The following is a 19,984-nucleotide window of genomic DNA, read 5'->3' on the forward strand; positions in this document are numbered from 1 at the left end:
TTGGTTGCAATATTTATTTGGCAAGGAAGATTTTAGTTTAATTTCTCACGGGAAGATAATTAGAACGTCATTAATGATCATTCTGCGCAACGTTATTTGCACGGCAGATAGATCGAAGATGCTTTTTCCGCATGAAAATAAAAGCCCGGGTGATCGTTAGTTCTTCTTGGATTGGAGCTCCGCAATAGCCTCGATATTGCCAATTTGTATGACGATAGGGCGCAACGACATTGTTGGCTGGGTGGGGCGCCAGGCAAACATCCATTCCTTTTGTACGGAATTGCGTTGATTTTTCGTGAAAGCTGCACCGAGCGGATTCGGCTGGCCATAAGAAATCGCGCCGTCAATGCCGGTCCAACTTGGCAGCAGGCGTTGCGCCGCCCGATGGATGCGCTCGCCGAAATTTTCCGGATCATTGATCACAAGGCAGCAATCACTGTTGGCAAACTCGCCAAAGAGCGCATCGTCGGCAGCGCAACTCAAACTTAATGTGAGCATCTGGGGCGAGGTACGAGAAGGATTATGCAAATGATTTATTTGCAAACTTTCAACAGGGGGGCGCAGGCGAAACTCTCCCAGCGTCAAGGCACGTTCGAGCCATTGGCGTTCGGAGTAACGGTAAAGCTTGGGCGGGCGCTGGTAATCTGCGGTTGACATGATAGCCTTAGAATTGTGAAGTAAAAATTGGTGTTGGTATTAATGGTTGGCGCTTCGGGAGGCGCATTAATTCGCGCGGGCCATCACTGCAATGGGCGCGCCGAAAACAGGCCATCCGATGTTAACGTTGTATTTTAAAGGTTGTACTGGCCGTTGGCTTCGGGCTGATACGTGACTTCCAGCACGTGCAACTGACACTCGCGTCCGACCGGGCCTTGCCAGGCGACGGATTGCCCAACAGATAAGCCGAGTAAGGCACTCCCAACCGGCGCCAAAATAGAAACAGCGTCGGGCGTGGTCGCCTGATGTGGATAGACTAATTTTAATATGTGTTCTGTATTGGTCTTATCGTCCATAAAGCGCACGGCCGAGTTCATTGTGACGACGTCTGCCGGTATATCTTCAGGGCGGACGACCTGAGCGCGCAGTAACGTCTCATTCAACGAGTCGACAGCCGGCGCATTGCGGTAAGTGCTGGATTCCAGCAATTGCTCAATCCGCTCCATATCGAAGCTTGAAAGGGTGATTGGCGGTTTAACATCCATGATGATTTCTCTTTAAATAAGCGAATGAAGTTGCTAGTCCAAAAACGTTGCGGTATTAATATGTCAGCGTAGTTTGGAAGCTTTGCTATAAGGTTCGATGGTAGGCGAGATGTACCGCAGACGCAAGCCAAGTCCTTTGAGCGCAGGTCGGCGTTACGCACGTGTGATACGGATTTTGTGTCGACTGCGCGATGTCTTATCACCTGCCAGCGGTAGATTATTCGCCCATTTGCGCGTCAGCCAAGGTGCGCAACTGAAAGCGACCGTCGTTGTTGAACAGCCAACTTTCTGAAATCTCGATCTCGCCTTTGCGCAACAGGTAACTTTCTGGCTTAGGAAACGGCGCAGCATTTTTTACCGATAACACGGCGACTGTTTCTGCCACGCGATCTTGATTCGTGCGTAGAATTTGCGTGCGTAGTAACTGACCGTCCGCATCGATATAAAATTTCAGAACAATCACCGCTCGCAGCAATGCCTGCGGGCGGCCGATGTATACCTTGGTTGAATTGACTGCGACGATCCGTTGGGCGAGATTGCGTTTGTAGCCGTCAAGGGTGGTGGTGTTTGCAGTGACTGCAGGTGTCGGATGGATGGGCTGAGCGTTATTACTAAGATGGTCAATCAGTCCACCGACGCAGCCAGTTAGTCCCACCGAAATCAGGGCCAGCAGGCACAGCGTAAAAGCTGACATCTTGCGTTCCATAGGTCACCTCGAGATCGAAATGTTCGAACAAAAGATCACACCTGAATATTAGCGCTTTGTTAGCATTTAATAAAGTTTACCAGAAGGGTGGTTTTATTCGGTTCGCCTGTTCAGACGGCGGCGCGCGATGTCATAGATCCAGTTAAAGCAAAATGCATACAGCATGAAGAATACGGAAAACACCAAATCGAGCATGAAAGCTTGTACCACGCTGATGTTCATCCACCAGGCGGTGATAGGAAGTGCCACGGCCATAAAGCACAGTTCAAACCCAAGTGTATGACCGATACGGACGGGGATGGTTCGCATCCATCCATAACGCGCCTCAAACCATTCAAAACCGTGGTTGTAGAGCATATTGCACGCCATCGCGCACATTGCGAGGATCAACGCTAGCGCCCCGAAATGAAACAATTCCAATCCTAGTCCGTAGGACATGAGGGGAACCAGAATGACCAGAGCACCGATTTCGAAAAGTATTGCATGAAGAATGCGGCGAAATAAAGTAGAGATAATGAGTCCTGAAAAAAATAGTTGCCAACCCGAAGTATAACCACCCAGACTGCTTCCCACGTCGTTCAGGTGGGAATACCCGGTATTCTGCCGATGGGTTTATGGGATCGCCCGCGAAGTCTTGGCCCGATATCGGGTTAAGGTATTGCCCGCGCGGGCAAGTGAAGTCCGATATACGTTGATTTTTTATTGCGTTCGGGGCGGATGCTGGAGGGTAAAAGTCAGTTAATTCTCCGTTCAATCCCGGTTCTGGCGCTCGTTCAAAAGTTATTTTAATAAATTTGCAGGAAACTCTGGACGGATAAAAAATCTAATGTATAATTCGGCCTCTCTGGCGTTGTGACAAACGCCACGGAAGTTCGGCTGAACAAGCATATTGGGTGCTTAGCTCAGTTGGTAGAGCGGCGCCCTTACAAGGCGTAGGTCGGGAGTTCGAGCCTCTCAGCACCCACCACTTAGCCGAATAGTCGTAAATAGTATGTAATACAAGGAGTGGTAGTTCAGTTGGTTAGAATACCGGCCTGTCACGCCGGGGGTCGCGGGTTCGAGTCCCGTCCGCTCCGCCAAGATCACGAAAAGACGCACCTAGGTGCGTCTTTTTTCGTCTAATGATTAATCGATGCAAGACCTGCCGCGTTATGAACTTCGGCCTGAATGACATTGGGTAAACGACCTACGTTTGGTCGTTTTCAAGTGATTTCGTTCGATTGTTTCCAATTGGAAATCCTATTTTCTCTTAATTCCCCGTTACGTTATCAGTTGGCTTGCCTGCATCGCAACATCGCGCTATTGTCGGAATCTGGCCTTTCCTATCGGGGTTTTCGCTGTTTTCGCTGTTGTCGACAACGTCGTTATTGATAGCAGAGGTGCTTAAATTGCATCCGCCGTAGCACACGAAGCGCCAAACCGATCGGCAGTTATGGAACTCGTACAACTCACTCGTATTAATAGCATTACCTGCCGCATGCTGTATTGGGTAACGTTGAGCTACGCGCTGGACACCTTGCTACTGTCTCTTTTTGCCCGCAATAATGTGCTGCCGATGTCGGTCACGATGATGTACGCCGTGATGGCAATCGTGATTAACGGCGGGTTTTATTTTCTTATTCGCGCAGGATACAACAGCAGGTTAAAAGATCCCAGCATGACCCTGGCCCAGGTGTTGGTGTCAACCTTTGGACAACTGAGTTTTGTCATCCTGGCACCCGAGGTGGGGTATCTGTTTTTGATCAACCTTTTTACCGTGTACGCGTTTGGGGTCGCGACGCTTTCGACCCGTCGCTATATCGTTAGCTGGCTGATCGGTGCCATGGGCCTCGCAGTGGTGTTCTATCTGACAGGTGCCCGGCTCAGTCTGCCAGTTGGAGATTCGCGCGGGGTGATGCTGATGTATTTATCGTTCACGCTGACATTAGGACGATGCGTATTTATCGCCGATTATTTAACCCGCTTGGGTCGGCGCATGTCGAAAGAAAACAGTGCCTTGTTGTTAGCCATGGAGCGTGTGCAAGAATTGGCAACTCGGGACGAATTGACGAATACGGAAAATCGGCGGTCACTGGGTGAAATCCTGGATTCTGAACAGAAGCGATTTCAACGCGGTGGCGAATCATTTTGCATCGCCATTTTGGACCTGGACGGTTTTAAAACGGTGAATGATCGATTCGGCCACCCCGTGGGCGACGAGGTATTAAAAGCCTTCGTGCAGATCGTACGCGACCAAATGCGTCTCAGCGACCATTTCGCCCGCTATGGGGGAGATGAATTTGTATTGGTTCTGACCGGGACGACCATCGCTGAGGGATTGATCGCGCTCGAACGTATTTGCGCTATGACGGCGATCTTTAACTGGCATCAATTCGGTGTAGGTATTGTCGTTACGGCCTCTATTGGCGTGACTGATTTTCGTGCTGGAGAAACGGTGGCATCGGCTTTTCAGCGCGCCGATAACGCGTTGTACGCCGCTAAGTCGGCAGGGCGCAACCGGGTCGTGACCAGCAACCAGATGCAAAATAAAGGATGCGGCATCGACGACGTAGGGTCCATCGATGCGGCTGTGGCTTAGTTTAGTTACGTTAAACACCAGCCTAAGCTTAGGGCTCCAGGTAACGGTCAGGCTGTCGGTTCACCACCCAAAGAAAATACCAGATCATTAAGAAGTTTATTCAACTCACCGGTCATTAACGCCAGATCGGAGTCGAAACGTTCGTCATCGTTGCTGCTGGTAACGTCATTTTCTTCCTTGATCACGTCAAGCGGCGCTACGCGTTTAACCGCGAGCCCTTCGGTCAGTACGAATGAAATTCGGTCAGCCCAAGTCATCGCCAGGCGCGTACATTGTTTGCCTGCGGCGATGTGGCGCCTTACGTCATCCGCTTCCAGCGTGTGACGGACGTAGCGCACGGTGGCTTTGCCTTCACCGTTAGCGCGCAACTCGGTGTCCTGATCGACTGTAAATCCGCTTGGCGCTTCATCCGCGACCAGCCAATCAGTCATCGAGGTAAGTGCCGAGTGGACGGTGCGGAGTCCGGAAACCTGCAATTTATCTACAGAGCCGAGTAGAAGCTTCAAGACTTCTTCTGCTTTAGCCGGGCTCGATGCATCGACCACCAGCCAACCGTTTACCGGATCGATCCACACCCAAGTGGTCCGACGAATGCTGAACGCACGTGGCAGCAGTTCATCGGTGACCTGTTCCTTCAAGTCTTTGAGTTGTTTGCGTCCCGGCGCAAAACCTTGTTGCTCTTCGATTTCAGCGGCGCGTGCTTTGGCGACCTGGTTGATGACTGTTGCAGGTAACAGTTTTTTCTCTGTGCCGAGCGCCAGAATAATCTGGCGATTGACGACGTGGACCAGCATGCCGTTGTCGCGTGGGGATACCCAGCCCTGACTTTGCATTTCCAGACTGCTGCATTCGGCAAATGCCTGTTTGGATAAAAAAGCTTCCAGCTGATCGGACGAGATCGCCCAAGGTGCGGGAATGCGATAAATTTGTAGATTTTTAAACCACATGGTAATCCGTTAAAAAAGTGATGCACCAATTTGCACCCGACAGGGCGAACCCGTGGAGGTATGCAACGAGGTGCTGGAAAAAAGGGAGATAAACGCGTGCGGCTGTTCGAGCAGGTTTTCTATCAATCCTTAACAAGGCCGCAACGTGAGGCAGATATTGGCGTCACAGACAATATTGCTTCTGTCAGGTTTCTTCTGTTGTGCGCAAGGCACTAAACAGGCGAGGTGAGGTGAGGCGATAATCCGTCTGGACGAAGAAATCCCCTCAGCTGCACTCCTTAAATCCCCATTTTGGTCAACATATCGGCGATGTCGCGGAAGACCGGCTCCAGATGTGGATGACGGACAGCCAGACGTGCAGAGATTTTCTGGGCCTGATTGACCAGATCGCTGCTGGCTTCTTCAGCCGGTGGTGCCAATGTCGCATCGGCGTTGTTGGCCAATACTTTTTGTATATCGGCGTCCAGAGTTTGTAGCAGCGCTTTGATTTCAGGATCGACAGGTGCGCCGCTTTCCAGCGTTGCGTGCAATTTTTGCAATGATTCTTTGAGGTTGTCGATGCTCATGATGATTTCTCTTTTTGCTGAAATGTTGCTTGGTTATAAACGTCTTGCTGGCATTAACCCAGTTACGCGGCATCTTCAGGATCTGCCTCTGCCTATCGATACGCGACAGATGGTCGGCAGGCTGATCCCATCATCTCACGCTACGCGCGGCTTTTGCAATAACGCTTTTAAATTTGCCAACCGGTTTTGCGGGGTGATCACTTCATCTTCGGTCGGCACGGCGTCGCCTTCGTCGAGCTTCATTTCTTTAATAAAACGCGACATATCGCAATGCACGCTTTCGCCGGCACGCTTGCGTTTTTTACACCAGCTGACATGGAGACTGCGTTGGGCGCGGGTGATTCCCACATACATCAGACGACGTTCCTCTTCGATCCGCGCTGCGATCACCTCAACCGGCGCGTCGGGATCGCCTTTGTGGGGCAAGATGCCTTCTTCCACGCCGATCAGGAACACATGCGGATATTCCAGTCCCTTGGAGGCGTGCAAAGTGGACATCCTTACTGCATCCGGTTCTTCGTCGCGGCCATCCAGCATCGACATCAACGCGACCATCTGGGTCAATTCAAGCAAATTCTTTTCTTCGCCGCTGCCATCTTTGCCCCCGGTGCCTTTTTCCTTTAGCCAGTTGGTGAAATCGAGAACGTTTTGCCATTTGCTTTGGGCCTGGCGATCATCGAAACTGTCGTAAAGATAGGATTCGTAATTGATTTCCTTCATCATGTCGTCGAGCACGGCGGCGGCATTTTCACCACTGCCTGCCGGTCCGATGCGACTGGCACGCGCCTCAAGTTGATTGATGAAGTTACCAAACTGACGTAGCGGGTAAAGCTGCCGGTCGGAGAGCTTGGCGTCAATGCCGCCTTTGAAAACGGCCTCAAACAGCGAACATTGCCATTGGCCGGCAACCGTCCCCAGGATTTCCAGCGTCGCCTGACCTACGCCGCGTTTGGGCGTGGTAATCGCGCGAATAAACGCCGGATCGTCGTCTTCGTTGGCGATCAGGCGCAAATAACTGATGATATCCTTGATCTCGGCCTTGTCAAAAAAACTCTGGCCGCCTGACATCACATACGGAATCCGCTCACGTCGCAAGGCTTTTTCAAAAATCCGGGCCTGATGATTGCCGCGATATAGAATCGCGTAATCGGCAAACTTGGCGCGCCGCTCGAAGCGATGTGCCGATAACATAATGGCAACTTGCTCAGCTTCCTTCTCGTCGTCTTCCATTCCCATGACTTTGATTGGATCGCCGAGACCGTGATCCGACCAGAGCGATTTTTCGAACATCTTGGGATTGTTGCCGATCACGGCATTCGCCGCTTGCAAAATCCGCGTGGAAGAGCGGTAATTTTGTTCCAGCTTGATGACTTTTAAATCCGGGAAATCGACTTGCAGGGTTTTCAGATTTTCAATCGTCGCGCCGCGCCAGGCGTAAATTGCCTGATCGTCATCGCCCACTGCCGTGAACATGGGTTTTTTGCCGACACCGGTGACCAATAATTTGACCAGTTCATACTGACAAGTGTTGGTGTCCTGATATTCATCCACCAGCAAATAGCGGAGGCGCCGCTGCCACTTGTCGCGCACGACTTCATTGGTACGAAATAACTCTACCGGGAAGCGAATCAAGTCATCGAAATCTACGGCCTGATACGCCTTTAAGGTTGCTACATAACTCAAATAGATGCGTGCGGCCTGTGCTTCATCTTCGGTCACGGCTTGTTGAAGCGCCTGTTCCGGATCGATCAAGCCATTTTTCCACAATGACATCGCGGTTTGAATCCGGCGGATCAATTGTTTATCCGTGGTGATCGCCAAATCTTGCACAATTGAAAAACAATCGTCGCTATCCATGATCGAGAAGCGATCTTTTAGCCCTAATTCACGGGCCTCCTGGCGTAATATCTTAACGCCCAGCGAGTGAAACGTGCTCACGGTAATGTGTTTAGCTTGCTTCGGCTCTTTTAATAACTTGGCAATCCGCTCCTGCATTTCGGTGGCGGCCTTGTTAGTAAATGTCAGCGCCGCGATATGGCGCGGCTCGTAGCCGCAGTCTTCAATCAGATGGGCAATCTTCTGGGTGATCACGCGTGTCTTTCCCGAACCTGCGCCGGCCAGCACCAGGCATGGGCCGTCCATGTATTTGACGGCTTCCCGTTGGGGAGCGTTGAGACCGAAATTGGGAGTAGACGACATGCTGGAACCGAAAAGGAGCAAAGCGGGCTATTTTAACAGTCTGGACCACCAATGCTGTTGCTGCGGGTGAACTGCCGCGCATAGTGTGGGAGAATTCGGTTATCGCCTTCAGGCAGCCACATTTACCGAGTCTTTATGAAATTTACCCATTTGATCGAAATTAACGATCCTCTCAATCCGTTGATCAAACCATTGAGCTCTGAGCAGCTTTGGCGTGGGCTGGTGCTGCGCGCTGAACAACAGATGTTGTTTGTTCCACATCTGGACGGCTGTCAGATTTTGGAAAAATCGATGGATGGTTTGTCGAGAGAGTTGCAATACGGAAAACTTGTTATTCGAGATAGCGTGACCTATTTGCCGCAGTTACAGGTTCGTTATCAGGTTCCACCGCAAGGAGAGTTGTTAGGCTCAAGTCTGACGATGACTATCGAACAGCCGCAACCGCATGCGCTGTTTGTGCGTTTTTCGTATGCCGATGACGTCAGCGGTGCCGTTTTGAGTGCCGAAGAAGAAATGGTCGATGGCTATCGTCGGGCCGCCTATTTGCAAGCCGATATTGAAATGATCCGCATCATCCGCGAACTCGCTGACAACGATGGGTTAAATTGAGTTGTCGAAGTCAACATAGTGCACTGCGCACCAATCAGATGAAAGTTCCCATGTCAGACAGCATTGTAAATCCCGAATTATTACAGTTACGTGATCAAATTGATATTGTCGATGCGCAGTTGGTAAAGCTGCTAGGTCAGCGATTTGGCCTTACCGCGCAAGTCGGCGTGTTGAAAAAACAGACAGGTCTCGAGGCAAGAGATCCGGATCGTGAACGTTTGCAAATTGAAAAAGTGCGCAAGCTAGCCACCGATTCAGGCGTTGACCCGGATTTCATCGAAAATTTGTTCCAAACCATGTTGAAAACCGTGGTCCAGAAGCATCGCGAGGTGTAGCCCGCAGAGCGCTAGTACGTGCATTATTTGCGTTGTCTGCGTGTCTGCGTTGTCTGGGTAAGCCGAACCTTAATCACCCAACTAATTTACGCGCCCATCATTTGCAGGAGTTTGCTGCGTAGCCAGGCGTTCGCCTGATCCTGATCGGCGCTGCGGTGCCAGTATAGATGTGATTCCAGAGCAGGGAGCGTAAACGGTAACTCTAATTGGATGGCGTCATGGCTCTGCACCAGCCCCACCGGTGCTGTCAGTGCCAGATCGGTGCGCATGGCGATCGGGGGCGCGACCATATAATGTTGCACGCGCATTTGAATTTTTCGCGACAAGCCAAGCTTGCTGAGCGCCGTATCGACGAAACCGAGGCCCTCCCGGCGGCTCGAAATATGGATATGCCCCAATGCGAGATAGCTGTCCAGCGTCAATGGCTGGTCGGCCAGAGGATGGCCCTTGCGTAGCATGCAGACATAACGCTCCCGCATCATCGGACCATGGCGCAATTGCGTGTCGTCAATCAGGAGGGGGACATCGATTGCCAGATCAAGCGCCCCGGTTGCCAGCTCGCGGGAAACATCGCGGCGATTGCTAAAGTAACTCTCAATGCGAATGCCGGGCGCTTCTCGTTGTAACAAATCGCCTAATGTCGGCAGCAGCAGGGTTTCGGTCAAGTCGTTCATACTGACCCGAAAGATCTTCTGGGCGCTCCCGGGCAAAAACAGTTCGGCTTCCTGCACACTGGCATTGAGTAACTGTAAGGCCTCACCCACGCGCCCCACGATGTTCTCAGCCACCGGGGTCGGCACCATCCCTTGCGGCGTACTGACAAATAGCTGATCGTTGAAGGTCTTGCGCATACGCAACAAGGCGTTGCTCACCGCAGGCTGGGAGATGCACAGTACTTCCGCAGCCCGAGTGAGATTGCGCTTGGCATAGATCGCTTCAAACACTACAAACAGATTGAGATCAACTTGATTCAAACGCATCGCACATCCTATTCTGGCAGGAACTATAATCAATGATTATAGTGACGTATCATTATTATAAATAATAAAAATATGAGTTTGCTTGATATTATTTGGTGAAATAAATAATGAGACGCGAGAAAGACATGGCTGAGTTCTATCTGGTGCGACACGGGCAGGCATCCTTCGGGACGGATAACTATGATCGACTTTCGCCGCTGGGGCATCAGCAATCAAAATGGCTGGGGCAGTACTTTGCGGAGCGTGACATCCAGTTCGACCGTGTGATAGTGGGAACGCAGTTGCGTCACCGCCAGACAGCCGAGGGCATTTTTCATGGAAACGGTCAGATTCCCGTGTTCAGTGAACATCCGGGATTAAACGAATACGATTTTTATGCGTTGTTTAACGCTGTCGGCGAAGAGCATGCGGACTTGAAGCGACTGACGTCAGGCGACAAGCATGATTTTTATGTAGGATTAAAGCAGGTACTGCAGCTCTGGGCAGCGAACCAGCTGAGTGGACCATTACCGGAAAGCTGGAATGCCTTCGCTCAGCGGGTCAGGGATGCCCTGCTTTTTATTCAGCAATGTGGTGGGCAGCGTATTCTGGTGGTCAGTTCCGGCGGACCGAGCGGTATGATCGGCAGGCAGGTGCTGGAAGCGCCCGCCAATATCGCCATCGAACTAAATTTGCAGGTCAGAAACACCAGCTTTTCTCATTATTATTTCAATCAGCAAGCCATCAAACTGGCGAGTTTTAATAATATTCCTCATCTCGATCAGCCAGATCGCCTGAGTGCGATCACTTACGGATAAAAAAGGAAATCATTTCAATGACAACCGATGTGAACAGTCTCGATACCGCCAGGCTTGCGGCTTATCTGGAGACCCGGATTGACGGTTTTCAGGGCCCCCTGACGGCGGAAAAATTTGCCGGTGGCCAGTCCAATCCGACCTTTCTATTGAAAGCCCGGAACGGTAATTATGTCTTGCGCCGTCAGCCGCCCGGTGCTTTGCTTAAAGGTGCGCACGCGGTGGATCGAGAATTTCGGGTACTCGTCGCGCTGAAAGACACCGATGTGCCGGTAGCGCATGCTTATCATCTGTGCGATGACCGCGAGGTGATCGGCAGCATGTTCTATGTCATGAGTTTTGAGCAGGGAAACATTTTCTGGGACCCTGCTTTATCAGAGCTGCCACGCGAACAACGCGCGCCTCATTACAGCGAACTGATACGCGTGTTGGCAGCGCTGCATGATGTCAACATTCACACCGCCGGTTTGGCCGATTACGGTCGTTCCGGTAATTACTACGAGCGTCAGGTCGGCCTGTGGACCAAACAATATCGCTCTGCAGAAACTGAGACGATTGATGCAATGGAGACGCTGATCGCCTGGTTGCCAGCCAATATGCCAGCTGATGACGGCCAGATTGGCATGGTGCATGGAGATTATCGTCTCGACAATCTGATCTTTCATCCCACTGAACCCCGCGTTTTGGCGGTGCTTGACTGGGAATTATCCACGCTCGGCCATCCGCTGGCCGATCTGGCCTATTTCTGCATGTGTTTGCGTTTACCCTCCGGCGGTCATATATCCGGACTGGCGAATAAAAATCGCGAGGAATTGGGTGTCCCGACCGAAGCGGCGCTGGTTGCACACTATTGCCAGTTACGCGGCATCGATGCGATCGAACACTGGCATTTCTATCTGATCTTTAGTTTCTTCCGACTGGCAGCGATTGTTCAGGGAGTGCGAAAACGCGGATTGGACGGCAATGCTTCCAGTGATAAAGCGGTACAAGTTGGCAGTATGGTCGGTCAAATGGCGCAGCTGGCAGTTGAGTTGATTGAAAAAGAGGGCTGATCAACGACCGTTGATGTACGTTGATGTAACAAGAAAGCATCGATAAATAAAGCAAACTTCTGGAGGAAGACAATTGAGCACCAAGCTATTCGATTTGACGGGAAAGATCGCCCTCGTTACCGGTGCAAGCCGCGGTATTGGAGAAGAAATTGCCCTGCTGCTGGCTGAGCAAGGTGCTCACGTGATTGTCTCTAGCCGGAAGCTGGACGGCTGTCAGCTGGTGGCGGACGCCATCATTGCACGCGGCGGTAGCGCGGAAGCCTTTGCCTGCCATGTCGGTTCGCTTGAAGATATCGAAAAGGTGTTTTCTCATATCAAAACGACCCATGGAAAACTGGATATTTTGATCAATAATGCGGCGACCAATCCCTATTTCGGTCACATTCTGGACACCGATCTGGCCGCATACAACAAGACCGTCGACGTCAATATCCGAGGTTATTTTTTCATGTCGGTCGGGGCCGGCAAGTTGATGCGCGAAAACGGCGGCGGTGCGATTGTGAATACCGCGTCAATCAACGCTCTGCAGCCCGGCGATATGCAAGGGATTTACTCGATTACCAAGGCCGCGGTCGTCAATATGACCCAGGCATTTGCCAAGGAATGCGCGCCACTCGGAATTCGGGTCAATGCGCTGCTGCCCGGTTTTACCAAAACCAAGTTTGCCGGCGCCCTGTTCGAGCATAAGGACATTTACGATTCCTTTATGGCGCGCGTGCCGATGAGACGCCATGCTGAACCGCGCGAAATGGCCGGCACCGTGCTCTATCTGGTTTCCGACGCCGCCAGCTACACGACCGGGGAATGTATTGTCGTCGATGGTGGCTTTACCTTGTAAACAGGCACCCGGCGCACTTTACCCTCGAACGGGCCCAGTGCGCGAATATCACTTATATATTGAAGAGGAAACGCGATCATGGATTTCGGATACACAGCGAAAGTGGAAGACCTGCGCACGCGGGTGCGGCATTTTATGGATCAGCATATCCTGCCGCGTGTGCGCCAGTACAACGAGGAAGTCCACGCCGGTATCTTTCCGGTTTCGTTCATGGAAGAGCTGAAAGCGCAGGCGCAATCGGAAGGCTTGTGGAATTTGTTTTTGCCCCATCTGCAAGATGGAGAGCCGGGTACTGGCTTGAGTAATATCGAATACGCCCCACTCGCAGAAATCATGGGCCGCATCAGTTGGGCCTCGGAAGTGTTCAATTGCAGTGCGCCGGATACCGGCAACATGGAATTGCTGCACATGTTTGCTAATCCTGCGCAACGCGAGCAATGGTTATTGCCGTTGCTGCATGGCAAAATCCGATCGGCTTTTGCCATGACCGAGCCGGAGGTTGGATCGTCCGATGCCACCAACGTCACCACCACCATTCAACGCGACGGTGACGATTACGTGATCAATGGTCGTAAATGGTTCATCACCAATGCGGCGCATCCGACTTGCACCATTTTCATTCTGATGGGCAAGACTGATCCTGAAGCTGACCCGCATCACCAGCAGAGCATGGTTCTGATTCCCCGGGAGACTGCCGGGGTTGAGATCATGCGTAACATTGACATCATGAATCATCATGCGCCGGAGGGACATTGCGAGATTGTCTTCCGAAATGTGCGTATTCCTGTCAGCAATTTGCTGGGTGAGGAGGGCAGTGGTTTTGCGCTGGCGCAGGCACGGTTGGGGCCAGGCCGGATTCATCACTGCATGCGCTCCATCGGCGCGGCGGAGCTGGCGTTGGAGTTAATGATCGAGCGTGCGCAGGAGCGCAAGACTTTTGGGAAGTTTTTACATCAGCACGGCATCGTTTCTGAGTGGATTGCGCGTTCGCGCATTGAGATCGATCAAGCCCGTTTGCTGGTGTTGAAAACAGCATGGATGATTGATAGCGTGGGCGCCAAGGCGGCCCGCAAGGAAATTTCGATGATTAAGGCGCTGGTGCCCACCGTGCACACGACGGTGTGTGATCGTGCCATGCAAACTTTCGGTGCGATGGGCATCAGCCCTGACACGCCGCTGGCCGACCATTGGACCTGGGGACGCGCGCTGCGTTACGCAGACGGTCCCGATGAAGTGCATTTACAATCGATTGCACGTATGGAAATTAAAAATAGCCAGAAAACTCCGGGCGCTACGGCTGCTTATCTGACGCCGCCTGAACGCCTGCCGATAGCTTAAAAAGGTTCGGAAATACGCAGGCCTGTCGCTTTGGCAATGGCCTGCGTAGAACCGGAAGCGGCATTTTTTTTGCCGCCCTTGCGCTCCGCCAACCATAGCAGTACGACTGCCACCGAAGAAAATACCCAATAATCAACCGGCACCGGCCCCAGCCAGTGTTTGTGCCACGGCACGTCCGCCGGATTGAAGCGACCGAGACCAAACGCGGGATTAATCAGGAACCAGAGCCAGTCTTCGCTAATCCAGAACAACATGACGCAAGCCAGGATGCGCGCTTCTGCGCGCCAGTCCCAACGTCCATTGAACCAGATCGGATAATGAAACATCAATGCGATGAAGGGGAATATCCAGGCATGGTAGCCGGTCATGGCGCGACCGCCCCAAAAGATGTCGAGTAGCCAGTGATGCTCGATGCGCCAGGTGGGCAAATTGGCAGCCCATCCCGCGCCACCTTCTATCTGTATTTCTACATTGGCAAAAAAATACGCCATCAGCGTGGTCCATACGAGCATGCCCATCAGGCGACGAAATTGTGTCAAGGGCATGGTCAATGTGCCTGCAGGCAGGATGTTTGAACGGGCGGGAGTAGGGTAAATGTTGGCAGCACGGGCGCGCCTTGCTGCCGGTCAAGGTGGCTGAAAACGATACTCAACACCGCCAGACCGGCGTGCGGACGGCCTAGTGCGTGACATCGTTGGCGTAGTTGCGCTAACAAATGCGGTTGCTGTAGCAACATTTGCAGACGATAACTGAGCGCGGTCAAGTCAACGGCTTTCAACGCCGCGCCTTGTTCCAGCAAATAATCAGCGTTGCGTTCCTCCTGTCCCGGTATCGGCGAATGGATAATCATCGGCACCCCGATGGCAAGGCATTCGGAAGTCGTCAGACCGCCGGGCTTGGTAATGACCAGATCGGCGCAGGCCATCAACTTTTCAACCTCATGTGAAAATCCGCAAGCCTTCAGACGCTGGGGATGCCGGGCGGCAATTTGTTGAAGACTGTTCAACAACTCTATATTTTTGCCAGCCAACGCTACGAGCTGAAAATCTCTCTCTAAACCGTTACCTTTGATGGCCAATAAACTTTCTACCGTTTTATCGAGCTCGCCAATGCCTGCGCCGCCTGACATCAGAAGAACAATCGGACGCAGCGGATCCAATCCGAACCTGGCCGCGCATGTCGCACGACGCAATTCTTGTGAGAAGGCTGGCATCACAGGAATGCCGGTGACATAGATCGAGGTGGCGGGAATCGCTTTGGCGCGCATGCGGAAGGCGATTTCTTCGCTGGCGGCAAAATAGCCTTTCATCTGCGGTTGCAACCACATGCTGTGAAGGTCAAAGTCTGTCACCTGCACCCATACCGGACAGGCGAGACGCTGATTGCTGATTTCTCGCGAGAGCATCTCGGCTGGTAGAAAATGTGTGCAAATAATGGCATCGGGCGCGTAATGGTTGACGGCAGCGCGTAATTTTCGGGTGCTGACACGCTCCATCATTCGGCGCAGCTTCTGCATCGTCGCATCGGGATGTGCACAGTCGCTTTTTTGATAGACGTAACCCCACACCGTGGGATGGCGATTGACAAGATGGAGGTAAAAGTCGGTGTAAATTGCGCGGAAACCGGCAGAAACATATGCCATCGCATCCCAATGCACGATGTCGATGTCGGGATATCCTGTCGCATAAGCTTTTAACGCTTCCGCTGCGCGCGTGTGTCCAGCGCCCGCTGAAACACTTAACAACAAGATCTTGCGTCGTTTTGTCGCGGATGTGGTGCTATTAATGGTTAACTCCGGCTATAGCTATTAAGGCGCTCATTACACAGTTCAGCTTGGCGGCCACTGAATTTTTTATAGTTTACCTGCGGTTTATGTCAGGAATGTGAACATCAGGATGGTTCATGTCGCAATTGTTCGAGAGCAATAAATGGTCGTGGCGTAGAATCTGTTGCCGTTACCATTCGCCACATTCGCCATGCAATTTGCCGTGTGCGTTAAAACCAATTGAATAGCAGGAAGCAGAACCATGTCCACGCAACACAAACCCCTGGATGGCCTCGCCATCAGTCTGATGCTCTTATTGTGTGTGTGCTGGGGTTTTCAGCAGGTGGCCGTCAAACTGGCTTTACCTGTGATGCCGTCGACGTTGCAGATTGCGTTGCGTTCGGGCGGTGCGGCATTGCTGGTGTGTTTTTTCATGCTTTGGCGCGGCGAGGGGTTTTCTCTGCGTGACGGGACTTTTTGGCCCGGCTTGGTAGCCGGGGCGTTATTCGCCGGTGAGTTTCTCTGCGTCTCGATCGGCCTGAATTACACGACGGCGTCACACATGTCGGTATTTCTATACAGCGCGCCCATTTTTACAGTGCTGGCGCTGCATTGGCTGGTGCCGGGGGAAGGCCTGGGGAGAATGCAATGGTGTGGTGTGCTAACGGCTTTCGTCGGCATCGTGGTTGCGTTAGCGGCTGGATTTTTTGACGGCGAGGCAACATGGGCGAGCCTGCTGGGTGATGCGCTGGGGCTGGCGGCGGCGCTGTTTTGGGGAGCAACCATTATTGTGATCAAAACCACTTGTCTGTCGACCGCTCCAGCCAGCAAGACCTTGTTGTATCAACTCGTCATAGCGACTGGATTACTACTAGGGTTTGCTCTAGCGACCGGTCAGGCATCGATCGGGACCATGACCGCCGTCACCTGGTCAAGCTTATTGTTTCAGACGGTTGTGATTGCTTTCGCCACTTTTTTGACATGGTTCTGGATGTTGCGGCGCTATCTGGCCTCCCGCTTATCGGTCTTTTCGTTTTTGACCCCGCTATTTGGGGTTGGTTTTGGCGTGTTATTGCTCAACGATCCGGTGGGTTTGCCGTTTGCGATCGGGGCGATATTAGTGCTGTTGGGGATTGTGATGGTGAATCAGCGACGGTATTAACGCCGCAGAATGCAAGCCGCTCCTGCGGTGCGTACACTACCAAGTGAAGGGCAACAGGGGACCGATGAAGCCTCCCACTTGCCCCTTCACTCTAAGTCGAGTTAGGCTTTGAACGTGCCTTCCGACACTAATGCTGTCAGCGGCAAGCGCGGACTCGGTGCTTCTTTTTCTTGCAAACCGGCTGGCAGCATGGCTTTGTCACCGATTTTGCCAATAGCAATCGCTGCTTCGATAGCAATATTTTCAGGTATCGCTAGTTCAACCCGTGTTTTTTCCTTGTCGAAACCGGCCATGCCGTGTGCATGCCAGCCCGACAGACTCGCTTGCAATGCCAAATAGCCCCAGGCTGATCCGGCGTCGAACGAATGGGTTGGCGCTGGCTTTTCTTCCGTCGATCCCGGTGCTGCGAACGTTGTTTTTGATAAAACTATCACCAACGCGGAAGACTTTTCAGCCCAACTGCGGTTAAAGTCGTTCAACAGTCCTAGCAATTTATCCCAATGGGGTGTGCCGCGACGTGCAAATACGAAGCGCCATGGTTGAGAATTGTAGGATGACGGCGCCCAGCGAGCTGCTTCCAGAATGCTGAAAAGCTCTTGTTCCGAGATTTCATCATTGGTATAAGCACGTGGTGACCAGCGATTGATAAATTGCGGATCGATGGGGTGGTCGGTAACGCGTGCGGTTGAATCGGACATACAAACTCCTGTTAGGGTGAGGCAAATAGATATCAGATCGGCGGCTGCAGAGCACGGGAATCGCGAGGACCATCATTAGGGTTGGCACGGACATAATTGCGAATCATAAAGGTCCTGCGGTCCCCAACAGGACCGCTAATCGCCAGAATTTTCTGGCAGGTTGCCATCTTATCAGCAGTTTTTAATGCGTGCAGATCGCGTCGAATTTAGCCCCAAGGTGTTTGTTTGATGAGGTTCTCAATTGTAGCGAAGCGGAAATTGGCCGCTTAGCCGGTATAATCGGTCGACTTAGATGCTGAATTAACGCAAATTAATTCGGGACATTAATCCCATCATTTCGGTCGGCTAACCGATCCACTGAACGGAAATTCCATGCTTGCGCAACAAAAACAACAGATTATCGACCTCTTCACCACCGCACTGCAGCCGATTATTGTTGGCACGGACCTACACCCAACTGTCACGTTAGAGCGTCCGCGTGACCCGGCACATGGCGACATCGCTTGTAACATTGCTATGCAACTGGCGAAGGCGCTGAAAAAAAATCCGCGTGAACTGGCGCAAACGCTGGTTGCTGCCGTGATGGCTAATCCTTCCCATGTTGCCGTGATTGCATCCGCAGACATCGCGGGCCCCGGCTTTATCAATTTACGCCTGACGGCCGCTGCCAGGCAGGAAGTGGTCAAACTAGTATTGCAACAGGGAAATGCGTTCGGCAAAAGTAACGTCGGCGAAGGTAAAAAAGTATTGGTTGAATTTGTTTCCGCAAATCCAACGGGGCCGTTGCACGTCGGTCATGGACGCCAGGGCGCGCTGGGTGACGCCATGTCATCGTTGTTTCAGACGCAAGGTTACGACGTCACGCGTGAGTTTTATTACAACGACGCTGGTGTGCAGATTGCAACATTAGCCACCTCAGTTCAAGCCCGCGCTAAAGACCTGAAACCCGGCGACACCGATTGGCCCGAGTCGGCCTATAACGGTGATTATATTGCAGATATTGCACGCGATTTTCTTGCGAAGAAGACCGTCGAAGCGAGTGACGGCGAGCCGGTTACGGCCAGCGGCGATCTGAACGATATTGAATCGATCCGCAAGTTCGCCGTGACTTATCTGCGCCGCGAGCAGGATCTGGATTTGCAGGCGTTTGGCGTGAAGTTTGACAACTATTACCTTGAATCGTCGCTGTATAAAGACGGCAAGGTAAACAATGCTGTCGAGACCCTGATCGCAGCCGGAAAAACCTACGAACTGGATGGCGCCCTATGGTTGCGCACCACCGACTACGGTGATGACAAAGATCGGGTGATGAAGAAATCGGATGGTACGTATACCTATTTCGTACCGGACGTGGCCTACCATATTGTCAAGTGGCAACGCGGCTTCGGTAAGGTGATCAACGTTCAGGGCAGCGATCATCACGGCACGATCGCCCGTGTCCGCGCTGGCTTGCAAGCGGTTAATGCGGGCATTCCACAGGGTTATCCGGATTACGTTCTGCATAAAATGGTCACCGTCATGAAAAACGGCGAGGAAGTGAAAATTTCCAAGCGCGCCGGTTCTTACGTCACGGTGCGCGACCTGATCGAGTGGTCATCTGGCGATGCGGTGGCACCGGACGGTTCCCGCGATTTGACGCGTGGTCGCGATGCCGTGCGGTTCTTCCTGATTTCCCGCAAGGCGGATACTGAATTCGTATTCGATGTTGACCTGGCGTTGTCGCAATCCGACGAAAATCCCGTGTATTACGTACAAATGGCGCATGCGCGGATCTGTTCGGTGCTGGCACAATGGGACGGCGATGAGTCGACGTTGGGTGGAGTTGATCTGAGTTTACTGACGGCACCCCGCGAAGCCTCATTGATGGCAAAGCTTGCTGCCTACCCGGATATGCTGGAGCACGCGTTGGAAGAGCTGGGCCCGCATCAGGTCGCGTTCTATTTGCGGGATCTGGCCGGTGAACTCCATAGCTATTACAATGCTGAACGTGTACTGGTTGACGACGCTGCGCTCAAGTTGGCGCGTCTGGCGTTGATGGTGGCAACGCGTCAGGTGCTGCGCAACGGGATGGCATTGATTGGTATTTCAGCACCGAATCGCATGTTGCGCGATCCGGTCGAGATTGTTGCGGAAAGCTAAGACGGTATTCGGTGTTAGTCTGTTTTCGATCGCGGTGAATTGCTGGATCTAAGACAGATGCGGATTGAATTTAAAA

General features: G+C 52.3%; 20 protein-coding genes and 2 tRNA genes. 11 read left to right on the top strand and 11 right to left on the bottom strand.

The window, feature by feature from the left end; translation table 11 throughout:
• Positions 1–156: 156 nt before the first annotated feature.
• From JQN73_RS08875 to JQN73_RS08890, 4 genes are all read right to left on the bottom strand, one after another.
• On the bottom strand, positions 157–657 hold the full coding sequence (locus JQN73_RS08875) for a hypothetical protein (protein ID WP_205322699.1): 501 nt from the start codon (positions 655–657) through the stop codon (positions 157–159).
• Positions 658–791: 134 nt separating this feature from the next.
• Positions 792–1,202 (bottom strand): nucleoside diphosphate kinase regulator, encoded by a 411-nt coding sequence (rnk, locus tag JQN73_RS08880; protein WP_205322700.1) that lies wholly within the window; start codon positions 1,200–1,202, stop codon positions 792–794.
• A gap of 217 nt (positions 1,203–1,419) precedes the next feature.
• Positions 1,420–1,896 (bottom strand): energy transducer TonB, encoded by a 477-nt coding sequence (locus JQN73_RS08885; protein WP_240162483.1) that lies wholly within the window; start codon positions 1,894–1,896, stop codon positions 1,420–1,422.
• 105 nt (positions 1,897–2,001) lie between these two features.
• Positions 2,002–2,481 (bottom strand): PACE efflux transporter, encoded by a 480-nt coding sequence (locus tag JQN73_RS08890; protein ID WP_240162484.1) that lies wholly within the window; start codon positions 2,479–2,481, stop codon positions 2,002–2,004.
• Between the two features lie 318 nt (positions 2,482–2,799).
• On the opposite strand from JQN73_RS08890, the gene JQN73_RS08895 reads away from it, so the two are divergent.
• The 3 genes from JQN73_RS08895 (at position 2,800) to JQN73_RS08905 (ending at position 4,486) form a co-directional block, all read left to right on the top strand.
• Positions 2,800–2,875: transfer RNA gene (locus tag JQN73_RS08895), tRNA-Val, on the top strand.
• 35 nt (positions 2,876–2,910) lie between these two features.
• Positions 2,911–2,987: transfer RNA gene (locus JQN73_RS08900), tRNA-Asp, on the top strand.
• A 353-nt stretch (positions 2,988–3,340) separates the two neighbouring features.
• Complete coding sequence (locus tag JQN73_RS08905; protein WP_205322702.1) at positions 3,341–4,486, top strand: GGDEF domain-containing protein; 1,146 nt, start codon at positions 3,341–3,343, stop codon at positions 4,484–4,486.
• Between the two features lie 47 nt (positions 4,487–4,533).
• On the opposite strand, the gene JQN73_RS08910 is transcribed toward JQN73_RS08905, so the two are convergent.
• The 3 genes from JQN73_RS08910 to JQN73_RS08920 all read right to left on the bottom strand — a co-directional run bounded on the left by JQN73_RS08910 (position 4,534) and on the right by JQN73_RS08920 (position 8,198).
• Positions 4,534–5,433, bottom strand: a complete 900-nt coding sequence (locus JQN73_RS08910; protein WP_205322703.1) for a recombination-associated protein RdgC — start codon at positions 5,431–5,433, stop codon at positions 4,534–4,536.
• A gap of 278 nt (positions 5,434–5,711) precedes the next feature.
• Positions 5,712–5,999 (bottom strand): DUF4404 family protein, encoded by a 288-nt coding sequence (locus tag JQN73_RS08915; RefSeq protein WP_205322704.1) that lies wholly within the window; start codon positions 5,997–5,999, stop codon positions 5,712–5,714.
• 135 nt (positions 6,000–6,134) lie between these two features.
• A complete protein-coding gene (locus JQN73_RS08920; RefSeq protein WP_205322705.1) occupies positions 6,135–8,198 on the bottom strand; it encodes a UvrD-helicase domain-containing protein in 2,064 nt (687 codons plus the stop codon).
• A gap of 135 nt (positions 8,199–8,333) precedes the next feature.
• On the opposite strand from JQN73_RS08920, the gene JQN73_RS08925 reads away from it, so the two are divergent.
• The gene (locus JQN73_RS08925; RefSeq protein WP_205322706.1) at positions 8,334–8,807 is read left to right on the top strand and encodes an SRPBCC family protein; all 474 of its coding nucleotides are present in this window, start codon (positions 8,334–8,336) and stop codon (positions 8,805–8,807) included.
• A 50-nt stretch (positions 8,808–8,857) separates the two neighbouring features.
• Positions 8,858–9,142: a chorismate mutase gene (locus tag JQN73_RS08930; protein WP_205322707.1), complete on the top strand. Its 285-nt coding sequence runs from the start codon at positions 8,858–8,860 to the stop codon at positions 9,140–9,142.
• Positions 9,143–9,228: 86 nt separating this feature from the next.
• Here JQN73_RS08930 and JQN73_RS08935 read toward each other — a convergent pair whose 3' ends face one another.
• Positions 9,229–10,122 carry a LysR family transcriptional regulator gene (locus JQN73_RS08935; RefSeq protein WP_205322708.1) on the bottom strand — a complete coding sequence of 298 codons (894 nt, stop codon included), beginning with the start codon at positions 10,120–10,122 and terminating at the stop codon, positions 9,229–9,231.
• Positions 10,123–10,247: 125 nt separating this feature from the next.
• Here JQN73_RS08935 and JQN73_RS08940 point away from each other — a divergent pair, with 125 nt between their 5' ends.
• From JQN73_RS08940 to JQN73_RS08955, 4 genes are all read left to right on the top strand, one after another.
• On the top strand, positions 10,248–10,919 hold the full coding sequence (locus tag JQN73_RS08940; RefSeq protein ID WP_205323279.1) for a histidine phosphatase family protein: 672 nt from the start codon (positions 10,248–10,250) through the stop codon (positions 10,917–10,919).
• A gap of 17 nt (positions 10,920–10,936) precedes the next feature.
• On the top strand, positions 10,937–11,968 hold the full coding sequence (locus JQN73_RS08945) for a phosphotransferase family protein (RefSeq protein ID WP_205322709.1): 1,032 nt from the start codon (positions 10,937–10,939) through the stop codon (positions 11,966–11,968).
• 73 nt (positions 11,969–12,041) lie between these two features.
• A complete protein-coding gene (locus JQN73_RS08950; RefSeq protein ID WP_205322710.1) occupies positions 12,042–12,806 on the top strand; it encodes an SDR family oxidoreductase in 765 nt (254 codons plus the stop codon).
• Between the two features lie 78 nt (positions 12,807–12,884).
• A complete protein-coding gene (locus JQN73_RS08955; RefSeq protein WP_205322711.1) occupies positions 12,885–14,144 on the top strand; it encodes an acyl-CoA dehydrogenase family protein in 1,260 nt (419 codons plus the stop codon).
• On the opposite strand, the gene JQN73_RS08960 is transcribed toward JQN73_RS08955, so the two are convergent.
• Together JQN73_RS08960 and JQN73_RS08965 are read right to left on the bottom strand one after the other, a co-directional pair.
• The gene (locus JQN73_RS08960; protein ID WP_240162485.1) at positions 14,141–14,689 is read right to left on the bottom strand and encodes a hypothetical protein; all 549 of its coding nucleotides are present in this window, start codon (positions 14,687–14,689) and stop codon (positions 14,141–14,143) included. The genes JQN73_RS08955 and JQN73_RS08960 overlap by 4 nt on opposite strands.
• A gap of 2 nt (positions 14,690–14,691) precedes the next feature.
• Complete coding sequence (locus JQN73_RS08965; protein ID WP_240162486.1) at positions 14,692–15,891, bottom strand: glycosyltransferase; 1,200 nt, start codon at positions 15,889–15,891, stop codon at positions 14,692–14,694.
• Positions 15,892–16,171: 280 nt separating this feature from the next.
• Here JQN73_RS08965 and JQN73_RS08970 point away from each other — a divergent pair, with 280 nt between their 5' ends.
• A complete protein-coding gene (locus tag JQN73_RS08970; RefSeq protein WP_205322712.1) occupies positions 16,172–17,071 on the top strand; it encodes a DMT family transporter in 900 nt (299 codons plus the stop codon).
• Between the two features lie 101 nt (positions 17,072–17,172).
• Here the strand turns inward: JQN73_RS08970 and JQN73_RS08975 are convergent, their stop codons facing one another.
• The gene (locus JQN73_RS08975) at positions 17,173–17,769 is read right to left on the bottom strand and encodes a nitroreductase family protein (RefSeq protein ID WP_205322713.1); all 597 of its coding nucleotides are present in this window, start codon (positions 17,767–17,769) and stop codon (positions 17,173–17,175) included.
• 372 nt (positions 17,770–18,141) lie between these two features.
• Here JQN73_RS08975 and argS point away from each other — a divergent pair, with 372 nt between their 5' ends.
• On the top strand, positions 18,142–19,908 hold the full coding sequence (gene argS, locus JQN73_RS08980) for an arginine--tRNA ligase (RefSeq protein WP_205322714.1): 1,767 nt from the start codon (positions 18,142–18,144) through the stop codon (positions 19,906–19,908).
• Positions 19,909–19,984 lie beyond the last annotated feature (76 nt).

This window comes from Glaciimonas sp. PAMC28666 (assembly GCF_016917355.1).
Lineage (GTDB): Bacteria > Pseudomonadota > Gammaproteobacteria > Burkholderiales > Burkholderiaceae_D > Glaciimonas.

Bases quoted from the DNA above. Each gene is read 5' to 3' on its own strand.
- JQN73_RS08875 (WP_205322699.1), bottom strand. From the start codon at position 657: ATGTCAACCGCAGATTACCAGCGCCCGCCCAAGCTTTACCGTTACTCC.
- rnk (WP_205322700.1), bottom strand. From the start codon at position 1,202: ATGGATGTTAAACCGCCAATCACCCTTTCAAGCTTCGATATGGAGCGG.
- JQN73_RS08885 (WP_240162483.1), bottom strand. From the start codon at position 1,896: ATGTCAGCTTTTACGCTGTGCCTGCTGGCCCTGATTTCGGTGGGACTA.
- JQN73_RS08905 (WP_205322702.1), top strand. From the start codon at position 3,341: ATGGAACTCGTACAACTCACTCGTATTAATAGCATTACCTGCCGCATG.
- JQN73_RS08910 (WP_205322703.1), bottom strand. From the start codon at position 5,433: ATGTGGTTTAAAAATCTACAAATTTATCGCATTCCCGCACCTTGGGCG.
- JQN73_RS08915 (WP_205322704.1), bottom strand. From the start codon at position 5,999: ATGAGCATCGACAACCTCAAAGAATCATTGCAAAAATTGCACGCAACG.
- JQN73_RS08920 (WP_205322705.1), bottom strand. From the start codon at position 8,198: ATGTCGTCTACTCCCAATTTCGGTCTCAACGCTCCCCAACGGGAAGCC.
- JQN73_RS08925 (WP_205322706.1), top strand. From the start codon at position 8,334: ATGAAATTTACCCATTTGATCGAAATTAACGATCCTCTCAATCCGTTG.
- JQN73_RS08930 (WP_205322707.1), top strand. From the start codon at position 8,858: ATGTCAGACAGCATTGTAAATCCCGAATTATTACAGTTACGTGATCAA.
- JQN73_RS08935 (WP_205322708.1), bottom strand. From the start codon at position 10,122: ATGCGTTTGAATCAAGTTGATCTCAATCTGTTTGTAGTGTTTGAAGCG.
- JQN73_RS08940 (WP_205323279.1), top strand. From the start codon at position 10,248: ATGGCTGAGTTCTATCTGGTGCGACACGGGCAGGCATCCTTCGGGACG.
- JQN73_RS08945 (WP_205322709.1), top strand. From the start codon at position 10,937: ATGACAACCGATGTGAACAGTCTCGATACCGCCAGGCTTGCGGCTTAT.
- JQN73_RS08955 (WP_205322711.1), top strand. From the start codon at position 12,885: ATGGATTTCGGATACACAGCGAAAGTGGAAGACCTGCGCACGCGGGTG.
- JQN73_RS08960 (WP_240162485.1), bottom strand. From the start codon at position 14,689: ATGCCCTTGACACAATTTCGTCGCCTGATGGGCATGCTCGTATGGACC.
- JQN73_RS08970 (WP_205322712.1), top strand. From the start codon at position 16,172: ATGTCCACGCAACACAAACCCCTGGATGGCCTCGCCATCAGTCTGATG.
- JQN73_RS08975 (WP_205322713.1), bottom strand. From the start codon at position 17,769: ATGTCCGATTCAACCGCACGCGTTACCGACCACCCCATCGATCCGCAA.
- argS (WP_205322714.1), top strand. From the start codon at position 18,142: ATGCTTGCGCAACAAAAACAACAGATTATCGACCTCTTCACCACCGCA.